Below are 14,042 nucleotides of genomic sequence, written 5' to 3'. Positions count from 1 at the left end.
TTATTTGTAGAATTTTGAAGTGACCAAACCACAAAAATCCATAAGGAGGAAGTCACTTTGTATATTCTACAAGAAAGTCTATTTTCCTTTGAAGAATTGCAAATTTTAGAGTCAAAAGAGAAATTACCGATCTTTTTTAGTGCTCTAGATTTGCGTCCTTATGCTAAACAATTGAAAAGTTCTTCACCCCAAGGGGCTGAAGGACATTCCAAAGAAGGGATATTAAGGGCTCTTATCGCTGCCCCATTAGAAGGTATTGATACTTTTACTTCTCTTCACAATCGATTAAAAAATGACCTGCGTTTTCGTTACCAATGTGGTTTAGATATTAGCAGGCCTGCACCATCCATCTCTACTCTTAGCCGAGTATTTTCTTCACTAACCAAAACTGGACTTGTGAAAAGAATCTTTCAAGATCTCGTCCAGTTAGCTCAAGAGGAAGGAGTAATTGATGGAAAACATCAGGCTATCGACAGTGCCGCCATTGATGCTTATGAAAAGAAGCAGCCTAAGAAGCGAAGTGAACAAACAGGCAACGCCAATTGGGGGGCAAAGTTTGATTCCTTCGGTAATAAAATTACTTGGTTTGGCTATAAGATGCATCTTTCCGTTGACACCAAAAGTGAATTACCAATGGCGATTGAAGTAACCCCTGCTCATATCAACGATGGGGATGTCGCACCACAATTAATTGAACAAGTAAAGAGTTGTACAAACTCTAAAATTGATTTCCTGATAATGGATGGTGGGTACGACCAGCTAAAAAACTACGAATCCGCCAAGAACATCGGGGCTCAAGCTATTATTCCACTCAATTTGCGTAATGAAAAGGAGCCTCCCGAAGGAATTGCCTCCAATGGAACCCCACGCTGTTCGATGGGGTACGAAATGACTTATTGGGGCGCCAATAAGGATCAGCTCAAATTCAGATGTCCACACGCAACCGGAAAAGTGGATTGCCCATTAGGAATGGCAGCCTGTTCATCCTCCAACTATGGAATGGTAGTAAAAATTAACGTGAATAAGGATCTTCGCCGGTACTCTAATCCACACCGCGATTCCAAACGTTGGAAAGAACTTTACAATGAGCGAACCAGTGTAGAACGGTGCAATTCAAGAATGAAAAGTTATCTTACAGCGAACTCCCTGCATGTGTGGGGAATCGATAAAGTAAAAACTCATATTTACTTGAACGCCATCGTATTACTGGTTTCAGCTCTCGCAATGGCAAAAGAGAGTAAAAAGCAACAAACCGCTTAAAAAATTTTTAAAGCGAAAAATTCTGCAAGTACGCCCAAAAAAGGACAAACAGAATATTTGTAAACCAAAGATACAAAATACCCCAATTTATTTGGGTTTCTTTTAAAACTCTTTTTAATAAAAATCTAATTTTGCAAAACTCTCAATTAAAAAAACGCTTAAGGATCTCCCTTAAACGTCCACTCCGTACAAAAAAGAATAAATGAAACCGTAAATAACACTGACAATCGATGCGACGATCACAAACATCCCGAAGAAATATAATGCTTCGATCAGGAGCTGTTCAAATCCGTAGCCCACGGGATAATATCCCATAACTTCCCCTCCGTTGCAGAAGATTTGTTCACACTTTGATATATGCAAAAAGGATTGAACTGTTACTTGCGGATTGTTCAAAGCCCATCAAAAAAAGCGGCCAATCCATGGTTCATTGGCCGCCAATTTTCGTACACTTTTTTCTATTTAATCGGATTTAAACTCAATTCTTCCTCGATTTTCTCCAGCAATTCTTTGGCGCTGTCCGCCACAACCGGTTCGCCGTTGACAAGGGCATAATAATGACACTCGCAAATTTCACAATAGGAATTGCAACCCGAATCTTCCACAACGACATCTTCCCGCTGTTCCAACACATCATAAACATCCGGATGGGCATAAGCTTCGTTCGATACGCAAAATTCCACCCTGTTTTTCAATGGTTCGCTTTTCCGGCCAAACAAACTTTTTAACATATGCGCTCTCCTCACTATGTAAAACAATTGCTGATTCAATTATACTATGTTCATAAACGTTCAACCAATGATCCGTTCGGAAAGTTCCGTTATTTTTTAAAAAGTTGGGGGGAAAATTATCATGAACGACGCGGAATTTGATCGATTTCTTCATATTGAAACCTGCGGAATAAAAAACGGCATTTACCAATCCCCCCATTACAACCGTTATGAGCCCACCCCTTATTCCGCCCTGGAGGAATTATTGAAGCATTATACCATCGACGAAAATGACACCATTATTGACTTTGGATGCGGTTTGGGTAGAGTTGGCATTTTTCTTCATTACAAAACCAATGCGTCAGTCATAGGCATTGATATGAACGAACAATTTATCAAAGAAGCGATCAAAAACCGGGAACATTTTTGCAAAAAATTCCGGAAAAAGGAAGAAGGAATGCACTTTCTTTGCTGCCTTGCCGAAGAATACCAGATCCAACCGGCAGAAAATAAATTTTATTTCTTTAATCCCTTCTCCTTGCCGATTTTCATGAAAGTGCTGCATCATATCATGCGCTCGACGGAAGAAAAGAAACATACGGTGGATGTGATTTTATATTATCCATCCCTTGACTACCTGGATTATTTGAACCGCTATACCCCTTTTGAGAAGTTGAAGGAGATTCCAATCCCGTCACTTCACGAAAAAGTGTGGAGCGAACGTTTTGTCATTTATCGTTTGCAATAAAAGCCATTGTCGTCTAATGGCTTTTTTATTTTTGGCTTTTCTTGCAGAATGATTCCTCCAAAAATGACCGTGCAACCGACGATGGAAATCACCAAGGAAAAAGATGTCCATTTGGCCATTAAAACCCCGAACAACAATAGAAATAAGCCGATCCATATCATCAAATTCATTGCTGCCCATCCCCTTTTTTTCAGCTCTTATTCTTCTATAACATTTCCCTTATCTTATGAGAACTTCTTTCAAAACATGTCCCGCTGTTATGTTTAAGCCACAAAAAGTTGGACAACTTAATTACGGAAGATGTTTTGATGTAAAACCCGGCAAAAAATCATTATTTTTGTATAATAATGGAATTGAATAATTATCAGAAATTTATTAATAAATTAAAAATTATTACTTTTTGATTCTTCAACACTTCAACGCGAAAAAGTGTTATACTTATACCGCTTTTGCGTTTTTAGAAATATCAAAATATTATTATATCAATATAGGAATGGATGGTTTATGAAAAATCAATTATTTCGGAAATTACCATTGGATCAGTTGTTGAATAAACAAGGCACGGCACATTTTAATAAATCGATGAATGCTTCTGATTTAATCGCTCTTGGGGTTGGAGCAGTTGTCGGCACAGGAATTTTCATTTTGCCTGGTACGGTGGCCGCTGAACATGCAGGCCCCGCCATTGTTTTTTCGTTTATTTTCGCGGCGATTGTATGCGCTTTTTCCGCCCTTTGTTATTCCGAATTGTCTTCAGCAATTCCGGTTGCCGGCAGCGCATATACATATTCATACGTCATTTTCGGCGAGCTCATTGCCTGGATTATCGGATGGAGCCTGCTATTGGAATACGGGCTGGCTGTTGCGGCAGTGGCAACCGGTTGGTCCGCATACTTCCAATCCCTCATTGAAGGGTTTGGAATTCATGTACCTAAAGCTCTGTCCGGACCATTAAATCCATCCGAAGGCACCTTTATCAATTTGCCGGCGATTTTCATCATCGTCCTTTTGGCCGCCATTTTATCTTTGGGGATCAGAGAATCCAACCGCTTGAATAAAATCATGGTGTTCATTAAACTGGGGATCATTTTGCTGTTTATTTTCGTCGGAGTGTTTTATGTGAAGCCTGAAAACTGGCAACCATTCGCTCCGTTTGGCTTTAAGGGGATTTTGACGGGTGCGGCATTGGTGATTTTTGCGTATTTGGGGTTTGACAGCGTGTCCTCTGCTGCGGAAGAAGTCAAAAATCCACAGCGGAATATGCCGATTGGAATTATCGGAACCCTTGTGATTTGTACAATTTTGTATGTGGCTGTTTCCCTCGTTTTAACGGGAATGGTCCCATATACGGAATTGAATGTCGGAAACCCTGTTGCCTACGCGATGGAATTGGCAAATCTGGATTGGGTGTTTGGAATCATTTCCCTCGGTGCGGTAATCAGCATGATGACGGTCATTTTCGTGATGATGTATGGAGGGACCCGTTTAGTGTACTCCTTCGCCCGGGACGGAATGCTTCCAAAAGTGCTGTCAGAAATCCACCCACGACTTAAAATTCCATTGAAAAACACATGGATTTATGCGCTGTTTGTATCTATTTTCGCCGGTTTCATACCAATCGATAAATTGGCGGAGCTTGTAAATATCGGAACTTTAGTCGCTTTTGCCGCTGTTTCCATCGGCGTCATCTATGTTAGAAAAATGAAAATTCCAGGATTGAAAGACGGATTTAAAGTGCCTTTATATCCAATTGTGCCGATTCTGTCATTTATCCTTTGCGTATTCATGATTACCCAATTATCTTCCTTCACAATGTTCACCTGCTTCATTTGGATGTTGATCGGTTTATTCGTCTATTTTGTGTATGGAAGAAAGCATAGCATATTGAATAAATAACGAAGAAAAGAGTGGATGAAGAAAATGATGGTTTTCTCACCCACTCTTTTTTCTTTGCACAAAGGTTCGGCTTGATTTGAACCGGCACCTCCTTACAGCGGTTCTACATATAAAAAAGCCGACTCCAATAGGAATCGGCCATTGATAATACTTCAGTTTGCAGGGTTCACTTCCAATTCGGCTTTGATCTTCACGTCTTTTCCTACCAGCACGCCACCTGTTTCAAGCACTGCGTTCCAAGTAAGTCCGAAATCTTCACGATTGATTTTTGTTTCCGCCTCAAAGCCGTACACTTCAACGCCCCAAGGGTTTTTTCCTTTACCGTTGAATTCCACTTCAAATGTTACCGGTTTTGTGACATCTTTAATCGTCAAGTTTCCTGTCACTTCATATTCGCTATCGCCTGTTTTCTTGATTTCCGTTGATTGGAATGTGATTTTAGGATATTTTTCCGCATCAAAGAAGTCTGCAGATTTCAAATGATTATCCCGATCTTCCAATTTTGTATTGATGCTTGCCACATCAAAAGCGAATGAAATCTTTGCATTTGTAAGATCTGTCAAATCGTCCGCTTCAATTTCCGCATCATAAGAATCAAAATGCCCTCTCACTTTTGATACCATCATATGTTTCACTTCAAAACCAATTTCTGAGTGAGCTTTGTCAATAACCCATTTCGCCATTTTTCATTCCTCCTGATTTACTTTATTCTGAATCCGAGATATTTATGAATATTTATCTTGAAGTTTATTATTTTGAATTCGAAATAAATATATCATGCATTAATTTTTTTGTCAATGGATTCAAACCCATTTTTCTGACTCATACTTTAGTAAATTTATTCCCGGTTTGAGCGGAAAAAAACATTCATCCCCCCTCCTTACGGTCAAAATTTTTAAAAATTTCAGTGTATCTTAGTTGACCATTTTCGACAAAGGTGTTAGTATCGTCTAGTATTGGAATTAAATAGGTGTAGCGATGAATGCTGTGGGTAACACTACAGTCAGGAGCAGCTTCTGGAGAGACCACATCTGTGGCGCCGAAGGATTCACAATCTCAGGCAAAAGGACAGAAGAATGATAATACCGTTATTGTTCTTATGCTTTTGAGATTGGGAAACCAATCTCTTTTTTATTACATCAATAGAGGTGAAACATATGAGAAAAGCAATTGTCAGCGTTATCGGAAAAGACCAGGTTGGAATTATCGCAAAAGTGACAACTGTACTTGCAGATCGAAACATCAACATTTTAGATATCAGCCAAACGATTTTACAAGATTTCTTCACCATGATGATGGTCATTGACGTGACAAATTTAAAAGATCTTGAATCCTTGCAGCAGGAACTCAATGAACTTGGAAAATCAATCGGTGTTGTCATTACTGTACAACTTGAAGAAATTTTCAGGGCAATGCATCGCGTGTGAAAGGACGTGCAAACATGAACTTTGAAATTCATGAAATGTTGGAAACCATCCGGATGGTCCGGACAGAAAATTTGGACATCCGTACAGTGACAATGGGAATCAATTTACGGGATTGCGCGGATTCCGATTTCGATAAAATGAAACAAAAAATCTATGATAAAATCACCCATTACGCAAAGGATTTAAAACCTACCGCTGAAAAAGTGGCAAAAGAATACGGCATCCCGATCATCAATAAACGGATTGCCGTGACGCCAATCGCCGATCTTCTAGGCAATGCGACAAAAGAACAGGCTGTGGAACTTGCAAAAACATTGGACCGCGCCGCCGTTACCCTTGGCATCGATTTTATCGGCGGTTATTCCGCCCTTGTGCACAAAGGGATTGCGAAGGGAGATCAAGTGTTATTTGATGCTCTTCCAGAAGCCTTGGCATCCACTGAGCGGGTTTGCGCTTCCGTTTCTGTCGGCACAACCAAAGCCGGCATCAACATGGATGCTGTACGTCAAATGGGCGAAATCATCAAAGAAACGGCTGAACTGACAAAAGAACAGTCCGGCCTTGGCTGCGCAAAACTGGTGGTGTTCTGCAACCCCGTGGAAGATAATCCGTTTATGGCCGGCGCTTTCCTCGGATCCGGCGAAGGAGAAGTCGTACTCAATGTCGGCGTTTCCGGTCCGGGGGTAGTACTCAATGCATTGAAACGTTATCCGGATGCGGATTTGGGAGAAGTGGCCGAAATCATCAAGAAAACCGCCTTTAAAATTACCCGTGCCGGAGAGTTGATCGGACGAGAAGTGGCAAAACGTTTAGGCGTTCCGTTCGGCATAATGGATTTGTCCCTTGCACCAACGAATGCGATGAACGATAGTGTGGCTGAAATTCTTGAAGAAATTGGCCTTGAGCGCGTTGGAACCCACGGCACCATTGCCGCCCTTGCCTTAATGAATGATGCGGTGAAAAAAGGTGGTGCCATGGCTTCATCCTATGTGGGCGGTTTAAGCGGCGCCTTCATCCCAGTCAGCGAAGATAACGGCATGATCCGTGGAATTGAAGAAGGCGCATTATCGCTATCCAAGTTAGAAGCAATGACATGTGTATGTTCCGTCGGTCTTGACATGATTGCCATCACGGGCGACGCACCTGCCAGCACCATTTCCGCAATGATTGCCGATGAAGCGGCCATCGGAATGATCAATAAAAAAACGACTGCTGTCCGTGTCATCCCTGTGCCTGGAGCGAAAGAAGGCGACATGGTGGAATTCGGAGGCCTTTTGGGAAGAGCACCTGTCATCGGGGTCAATCCGTTCAGCTCCGACAAAATCATTCGCCGTGGCGGACGCATTCCGGCCCCTTTGCAAGCATTGGGAAATTAAATCGAGTAGGAGGGAGCGATTAACTCCCGTCCTCTCACACCACCGTACGTACGGTTCCGTATACGGCGGTTCAATTAAGATCATTGACGCAAGTTTTCATAACGAGCTTCAAGACTTTCCAACCCTTGGTTTCTCCAATAGGAGTTACCAAGGGTTCTGTGTAATATTGGACTATTTGAAATACGCCAATAACTCTTCCGAGTATTTCCCCATTCATACGCTTGCCATTGTGGTACGCCAAGCTGAATAAGGTTGCGTGTCTTTGTTTTCGGTTTCTTCCAGTTCTTCCATAGACACATTCGAAGTCTTCTACGAATCCATTTATCTAATTCAAGGAATATAGATTTGGTGTCTGCTAACGCAAAATATCCACACCATCCCACTAGATATTGATTCAGTTTCTGAATGCGGTATTCCATCGGGTAGGGCATCTTGCGTGATGTGATTTCACGAACTTTATTCTTCATTCGTTTAAGGCTTTCTTTTGCGATACGAACCTTTGGCTCTTTATGATAGGTAAAGCTAAATCCTAGAAACTTACGTTTCCATGGACGGTCGACCGCTGATTTCTTTTCATTTACTTTCAGTCGTAGTTTTCCTTCAATGAATCGTTGAATGCTTGCCATTGTGCGAAGTCCTGCTCGTTTACTTTTCACGTAAATGTTACAGTCATCCGCATATCGAACGAATTTGTGTCCTCTTCTTTCCAATTCTTTATCTAGTTCATCTAGTACAATGTTAGATAGTAGCGGACTTAATGGTCCTCCTTGTGGAGTTCCTTCTAATGTGCTTGACACCACACCATTAATCATGACTCCCGATTGTAAATACTTACGAATCAATTTCAGTAATGGTTTATCTTGGATTCTCTTCGCGAGTGTACCCATTAATCTGTCATGGTTGACCTTATCAAAGAATTTCTCCAAGTCCATATCTACAACCCATCGATGTCCATCTCTTATATATTCTTTCGCTTTCCTCACCGCATCATGGGCACTTCGGTTTGGTCTAAATCCGTAGCTGTTTTCAGAGAATGTAGGGTCATACACTTTTGAAAGTACTTGGGCGATTGCTTGTTGAATCAAACGGTCTGTTACGGTAGGGATTCCTAGTAAACGAACACCGCCGTCAGGTTTCGGGATTTCGACTCTGCGGACTGGCATTGGTTCATAAGTTCCCTTGAGAATTGCCTCCTTAATAGATAGCCAGTTTTCGACTATGTGCTGTCGTAGGTTTTGTACGGGCATCATATCTACTCCGTGGCTTCCTTTATTCTGTTCTACACGTTTTAGTGCTTGAAGCATGTTCTCCCGTGACAGGATTTGATTCAAAAGCATCGTTATTCTCCTTCCGTGAATAGCTGTTCTCTTTATGCCAGTGGTCACTCCACCCTCCAAGAGGTCCCCCACGGGATTCACCGCTTCCTTCCTCAAGTGAGGTACTACGTTTTCTGTTTTCATCATGACTCACTGAATGCCAAGGGCTATTCTCTCTTAATTGTTCGGTCCTTCTTAGTTGTTCTAGACCAACTAATACTATGACCTCTGCTGACTTCTGACGGTTCAGCTACTTATCACTAAGTAGGTTATGAAGCGTACTTCACCTATCCGCCAGACCTCCCCGGGTAAGTACATGCACTTTCACACCATCTATCCGCCTCATCTACTCGATATGACCTTCGACAGAAAGAGCTTTGTTTTGTTTTGCAAACTCACTCAATCATACCTAGCCTTATATGAGGTTCGTGTTCCTCGGACCGGTGTTTTGCCTCCAGCTTCCTTCAGATTCCGCGTCACCACGGACACCCTTCGTTGAGCTAACCTCTACTTCTGTCTTCGGGGTTCGGGACTTACACCCTATAGTTCATGTACATGCCGGGCGCACAAAGAAAAAGAGCGAAAATTTTCGATTTCGCTCTTTTTTATTGCTATATCAGTATTTTTCGTGTTTGGCGATTATCCGTGTTCTATATTACTTGGTTTTTGCGCTTGGCGATTATTTCTCTTTCTGATTCCCCATTTTTAAATACTCTTTCCAAGCCGTGAGTCCCCCTTCTAAAACTGCGACATCATAATCCTGCTCAGCTAGAATGGTTGCACATTTCGTTGCTGAGTTGCCGGTTGTGCAAGTGACGATGATTTCACTCCCTCGCGGCAACGCGGGAAGTTCTTTTTCTTTGTTTTCTTCCAGTCCAAAAATCTCTTTTTTATGGATATTAATCGATTGAATATTATCCCCTTCAATATGGAAATTGTTATATTTCTCCTGATCCCGGACATCTAATACCACAAGTTGCTCTTTTCGTTGCATTTTTTGCATTAATTGTTCAGGCGTGATTTTTTTCAATGGCATGTTCATTCCTCCTATTTAAATAATAAATCCCCTAAGCAAGCACTCTTATGCTTAAGGGACGAGTATTTCTATTCTTTTTTCTGCTTAATGTTTGGCAGCGGTTGGGAATTATAGATTCTTGAATACGGCGGAACGGATTGGGTGAGCCAAATGTTTCCTCCAATGATGGAGTCGTGGCCGATTTTCGTATCTCCGCCAAGAATCGTTGCCCCCGCATAAATGATGACATTGTCCCCAATATCAGGATGGCGTTTGATTCCTTTAATCGGATTTCCATGTTCATCCAATGGGAAGCTTTTCGCACCAATTGTCACACCTTGATAAATTTTTACGTTTTTCCCGATGGTGCTTGTTTCCCCAATGACTACTCCAGTTCCATGGTCAATGAAGAAATACTCCCCGATTTTGGCTCCAGGGTGAATATCGATGCCAGTCAAGCTATGGGCATGCTCAGACATGATTCTTGGGATAATCGGAACCCCGGCCTCGTAAAGTTCATGAGCTATCCTATGTATTGTAATGGCTGTGATGGAAGGATAGCTGAATAAAATTTCTTCCAATGATAAGGCTGCAGGATCGCCATTGTATGCCGCCTGTATATCTGTTTGTAGGATTTCACGGATTTGCGGCAATTTATTGACTAAGTCAATGACGATTTCTTCCGCTTTTTCTTCAGGTTTACTTTCACCGCTGTTTTCCAGCACTTTCGAAATAATGTCTTTTAAATCGAGTGCTGTTGATCTTAAAATGTTTCCTATATTTGTTTCCAACCGGAGTTCATCTTTATATATGTCGCAAAAGCAAGGATATAGCACTTTGCGGAAATTCTTCAAAATTTTGATAATCTTTTCTTGTCCTTCAAATCCAATGGACTGTTCAATTGGAAAATAACTTTTATGAACATCAAGCAATGAATTGGCGATGTTCGGAACCCCTTCATTTATCCAATTGTCTAATTTCAATGAATCCACCACCCTAATCTTATTGTCGCGGTTTTTCTAAAAATTTTTATTTATTGCTATCATATAAAACTTTCTCTACGTTTATCAACTATCTAATATTTTTCCAACCAATAATTAGGTAAATATTTACATACCCCGTAAAACTATTTTAGATACTAACATAAAAACTTGCTGGAAAAAAGCCTCCAGCAAGTTTACGTTGTTCATATTCATTTGAAGATCAAGTAATTATCCGGTTTGCTTTCAACCACTACTTCTTTCGAAAAGGATTGTATTTAATGGTACCCACTCCTTCTTTTCAATAAAAAATCTGCTCCTCATTGGATGGAAGAGCAGATTTTTCATATTAATAATTGTTTCTTATCGTCTTTAAAGCCGCAGTCCATTTAAGCAACTGATCCAGCATATCATCCACCACTTCTTTATGGTGGTCGGCAGGTTTGAATTTTGTCATATTTTCAAAATCCGTAAAAAGCGAAAATGCAGGATGCGTACGCACATCGGCCACCGCCAGTTCGCCCAAAATTCCCCGCAAATGTTCCGCTGCCCTTGCCCCTCCTACCGAACCGTAGCTGACAATGCCGGCCGCTTTGTTATTCCAAACTTCCCGGGCCAAGTCGAGGGCATTTTTCAAAGCTCCCGTAATACTATGGTTGTATTCCGCCACAATGAAAATAAACCCGTCCAAACTTGCCAATTTTTCATTCCATTTCACAATCCGGGGGTCTGATGGCTCCGCTTTTCCTAAAAATGGCAAGTCGTAATCATCAATATCCACGATTTCAAATTTTGCATTCTTCCGATTATCCGCAATTTCTTTGATCCAATTTCCCACTTGTGGACTTACGCGGCCTTCCCGTGTGCTTCCCAAGATGATGCCAATGTTTAATGTCGTTTCTGTCATTTTGATTTCCTCCTTGTCTCTTTGATAAAACAGTGTTTCCCTATTATGGAAAAGCTATTATTTTTATTCCCCCATTGGACAGTTTTTAATGCATTTTTTACATATTGCTTGTGAAAGAACACTTATTTTTTCCTTTCCTCCAAAATATCTTTGATCATCTCAATATGGGAGGAAGCCCAAGCGTTTTCCCTGAAATGAAAAAACAAAGCTGCTGTAATGCCTGTAATATAACAAACAATAAAAATCATCCAATTTCTTGTTCCTTCTTGGAACAAAATTTTTTGGAGATGCTGGGAGAAAATCAAAAATAAAAATGGGATGGATGATACAAAAATAGGAATCATCCCTGAACCATTCTTCTCCTTGATCAAGCGGTAATAAATCAATTGCAGCACGTCACGATCCAGCGACTCATAAAACTTCCGGACTTCATAAAGCTCCTTCAAATATTTGGAGTCGCGAATCGAATCACGATTTTTCCTGAGCTGCATATATATTTTGTGAGCATCGCCCCGAAAAAAACTCATCACCTTTCACCCCACATTTTCCAAGGAATGAAGCGGATTGCCCTTCGATACATTCTTTTTCATTATTCTTCATAATTGAAAAAATAAACCGTTCACAATTTTTTAAGAAAATTTAGACTTTTATCTGTTGTATATCAGTTTTTAATTGAATATAATTGTTATACATCACAAAGGAGGGGAAGGCCATGCTAAGCAATACGGAACGTAAAAATATCATTCAATTTCTAGTGACTTACTTTGGTCTGGAGCCAATCCAGTTTGTAAATATTTCGGATCGCATGCTGGAAGCTACGTATGATTTTGTTTACTCCAGATTTGAAATGGAAGCGGATATGTAATCATTTTTTCACGAAACAAAGGGGTATAAACGAAGAGATCCGTTTCGCACGAAAGAAACGACTCTATCGAATGGACGTTCTTATGAAGGATGTCTTATAAAGGAGTGCCCCTGAATTTCTCACAAAGGAGACACCCCTTTTCATATAGAAAATTGGCGGCATAAACGAATGGCTGAAGGGAATCAGCGCGTTTCTATTTAAAGAAACGCGCTCTTTTTTTATGCATTGATTCATTTTTATTTCTCTTCAATGCAACGGGAATCTTTCCATTTGTCTTCCCCGCTCTATGGCTACGAAAGTATCAGCACCTTGTCACCTCTTTAGTATTCGTATGCAGAAAATTTATATATGCACTAAAGAATAGATTGTTCAAATTGTCGCACATTAAAGTCAAGAAATTTCGGAGGTGATTCAGATGGCAAAGAAGAATAAGACAACCTTCAGGAAGGAGAAAAAGGAGAAGAATAAAAAAGTTCAGATAGAAGAATATTCCAAAGAGTTCAATCAGGCAATCCACAACAATCCTCCTGCTGAAGTAAGAAAGCCGCGCAATACTTAAAAAGATGTAAAAAAGAGCGAATGAACTACGATTCGCTCTTTTGTTTTATCCAAAATATACTTGCCCCTATTTTTCCATTAAAAAGACATCAGCAATTAGGATAGCATCAAAGTTTCCATGAATAAGGACCTCTCTATAAGATCTTCACCATGCACCAGCTTCCCAATTAAACGATATATTGCTTCTTTATCTTTGAACGCAAAGTCGCGAGCCAATTTCTTGAGAATAGTGGTTGGTGCTATAACCCGTATGCAGTTTGGCATCCGTCCCGAATCAATCCCCTCTTTTCAATTGGATGAAAAAAATCTGTCCAATTGGCTGTTTTCTTTCCGATATACCCAGTATGATAGATTTTGAAAGAGGGGGAAATGAAAGTGTTGCCATTTATACACGGATTTATTTTGGCATTCGGATTAATCTTGCCTTTAGGTGTCCAAAACGTCTTCGTTTTTTCACAAGGCGCCATGCAGCCGAATCTGATTAGGGCCCTGCCTGCAACAATTACCGCAGCTATATGTGATACACTTTTGATTCTGCTTGCCGTTTTCGGCTTGTCCATCATCGTATTGCAGTTTGATTGGCTCCGGACCGGGCTTTTGACAGTCGGCATCATTTTCTTGATTTACATGGGATACTCCATTTGGAAAAGTCAGCCGAAAACCAATGAATCGAACATCTCTTTGCCGGCGAAAAAGCAGATCCTCTTTGCTTTATCCGTTTCCATCCTGAATCCCCATGCCATTTTGGATACAATCGGCGTCATTGGAACAAGCGCCATAAAATATGCCGGCATGGAACAATTTTTCTTTACCTTTGCCTGTATCATGGTGTCCTGGATTTGGTTCTTCGGTTTGACGGTGGCAGGTGCGATTTTCAAAAAGTTGGATCAATCAGGCAGCATCTTAACATTTTTCAATAAGTGTTCCGCCGTTTTTATTTGGGGAACCGCAGTTTATTTGCTATTGGATTTAATGAGTTGAAAA

Annotated in this window: 17 protein-coding genes and 1 riboswitch; of the genes, 8 read left to right on the top strand and 9 right to left on the bottom strand. The window is 40.7% G+C overall.

The window, feature by feature from the left end; genetic code table 11:
• Positions 1-57 precede the first annotated feature (57 nt).
• Complete coding sequence (locus NST13_RS13850; protein ID WP_027725900.1) at positions 58-1,260, top strand: transposase; 1,203 nt, start codon at positions 58-60, stop codon at positions 1,258-1,260.
• Positions 1,261-1,431: 171 nt separating this feature from the next.
• Here the strand turns inward: NST13_RS13850 and NST13_RS13845 are convergent, their stop codons facing one another.
• Together NST13_RS13845 and NST13_RS13840 are read right to left on the bottom strand one after the other, a co-directional pair.
• Positions 1,432-1,575, bottom strand: coding sequence for a hypothetical protein (locus NST13_RS13845; protein ID WP_342470469.1), 144 nt, complete (start codon positions 1,573-1,575; stop codon positions 1,432-1,434).
• 143 nt (positions 1,576-1,718) lie between these two features.
• A complete protein-coding gene (locus NST13_RS13840; protein WP_342471187.1) occupies positions 1,719-1,955 on the bottom strand; it encodes a DUF1450 domain-containing protein in 237 nt (78 codons plus the stop codon).
• 157 nt (positions 1,956-2,112) lie between these two features.
• Here NST13_RS13840 and NST13_RS13835 point away from each other — a divergent pair, with 157 nt between their 5' ends.
• A complete protein-coding gene (locus tag NST13_RS13835) occupies positions 2,113-2,718 on the top strand; it encodes a methyltransferase domain-containing protein (protein WP_342580841.1) in 606 nt (201 codons plus the stop codon).
• Here the strand turns inward: NST13_RS13835 and NST13_RS13830 are convergent.
• Entirely contained in the window at positions 2,703-2,888 is a 186-nt protein-coding gene (locus NST13_RS13830; protein WP_342580840.1) for a hypothetical protein, read from the bottom strand. The genes NST13_RS13835 and NST13_RS13830 overlap by 16 nt on opposite strands.
• A gap of 334 nt (positions 2,889-3,222) precedes the next feature.
• On the opposite strand from NST13_RS13830, the gene NST13_RS13825 reads away from it, so the two are divergent.
• Positions 3,223-4,614 (top strand): amino acid permease, encoded by a 1,392-nt coding sequence (locus NST13_RS13825; protein WP_342470472.1) that lies wholly within the window; start codon positions 3,223-3,225, stop codon positions 4,612-4,614.
• Positions 4,615-4,766: 152 nt separating this feature from the next.
• Here the strand turns inward: NST13_RS13825 and NST13_RS13820 are convergent, their stop codons facing one another.
• On the bottom strand, positions 4,767-5,297 hold the full coding sequence (locus NST13_RS13820) for a YceI family protein (RefSeq protein WP_342470473.1): 531 nt from the start codon (positions 5,295-5,297) through the stop codon (positions 4,767-4,769).
• A gap of 323 nt (positions 5,298-5,620) precedes the next feature.
• A riboswitch (glycine riboswitch) is annotated at positions 5,621-5,696 on the top strand.
• Positions 5,697-5,771: 75 nt separating this feature from the next.
• Between NST13_RS13820 and NST13_RS13815 the strand changes: the two genes are divergently transcribed.
• Positions 5,772-6,041 (top strand): ACT domain-containing protein, encoded by a 270-nt coding sequence (locus NST13_RS13815; protein ID WP_342470474.1) that lies wholly within the window; start codon positions 5,772-5,774, stop codon positions 6,039-6,041.
• Between the two features lie 14 nt (positions 6,042-6,055).
• Positions 6,056-7,417 (top strand): PFL family protein, encoded by a 1,362-nt coding sequence (locus NST13_RS13810; RefSeq protein WP_342470475.1) that lies wholly within the window; start codon positions 6,056-6,058, stop codon positions 7,415-7,417.
• Positions 7,418-7,497: 80 nt separating this feature from the next.
• Here the strand turns inward: NST13_RS13810 and ltrA are convergent, their stop codons facing one another.
• From ltrA to NST13_RS13785, 5 genes are all read right to left on the bottom strand, one after another.
• Positions 7,498-8,754: a group II intron reverse transcriptase/maturase gene (gene ltrA / locus NST13_RS13805; RefSeq protein ID WP_342471176.1), complete on the bottom strand. Its 1,257-nt coding sequence runs from the start codon at positions 8,752-8,754 to the stop codon at positions 7,498-7,500.
• 658 nt (positions 8,755-9,412) lie between these two features.
• The gene (locus NST13_RS13800) at positions 9,413-9,769 is read right to left on the bottom strand and encodes a rhodanese-like domain-containing protein (RefSeq protein ID WP_342580839.1); all 357 of its coding nucleotides are present in this window, start codon (positions 9,767-9,769) and stop codon (positions 9,413-9,415) included.
• 68 nt (positions 9,770-9,837) lie between these two features.
• Complete coding sequence (epsC, locus tag NST13_RS13795) at positions 9,838-10,731, bottom strand: serine O-acetyltransferase EpsC (RefSeq protein WP_342580838.1); 894 nt, start codon at positions 10,729-10,731, stop codon at positions 9,838-9,840.
• A 346-nt stretch (positions 10,732-11,077) separates the two neighbouring features.
• A complete protein-coding gene (locus NST13_RS13790) occupies positions 11,078-11,635 on the bottom strand; it encodes an NADPH-dependent FMN reductase (protein ID WP_342470483.1) in 558 nt (185 codons plus the stop codon).
• Between the two features lie 122 nt (positions 11,636-11,757).
• Positions 11,758-12,162 carry a hypothetical protein gene (locus NST13_RS13785; RefSeq protein ID WP_342580837.1) on the bottom strand — a complete coding sequence of 135 codons (405 nt, stop codon included), beginning with the start codon at positions 12,160-12,162 and terminating at the stop codon, positions 11,758-11,760.
• Positions 12,163-12,347: 185 nt separating this feature from the next.
• On the opposite strand from NST13_RS13785, the gene NST13_RS13780 reads away from it, so the two are divergent.
• The 3 genes from NST13_RS13780 to NST13_RS13770 all read left to right on the top strand — a co-directional run bounded on the left by NST13_RS13780 (position 12,348) and on the right by NST13_RS13770 (position 14,039).
• Entirely contained in the window at positions 12,348-12,500 is a 153-nt protein-coding gene (locus tag NST13_RS13780; protein ID WP_342470485.1) for a hypothetical protein, read from the top strand.
• 415 nt (positions 12,501-12,915) lie between these two features.
• Positions 12,916-13,059: a hypothetical protein gene (locus tag NST13_RS13775; protein ID WP_342580836.1), complete on the top strand. Its 144-nt coding sequence runs from the start codon at positions 12,916-12,918 to the stop codon at positions 13,057-13,059.
• Positions 13,060-13,433: 374 nt separating this feature from the next.
• Positions 13,434-14,039, top strand: coding sequence for a LysE/ArgO family amino acid transporter (locus NST13_RS13770; protein ID WP_342580835.1), 606 nt, complete (start codon positions 13,434-13,436; stop codon positions 14,037-14,039).
• Positions 14,040-14,042: the final 3 nt, after the last annotated feature.

It is taken from the genome of Ureibacillus sp. FSL W7-1570 (assembly GCF_038593265.1).
Taxonomy (GTDB): Bacteria; Bacillota; Bacilli; order Bacillales_A; family Planococcaceae; genus Ureibacillus; species Ureibacillus suwonensis.
The sequence above is the reverse complement of the archived record's forward strand: the minus strand, read 5'-3'. Positions and strand labels throughout refer to the sequence as shown.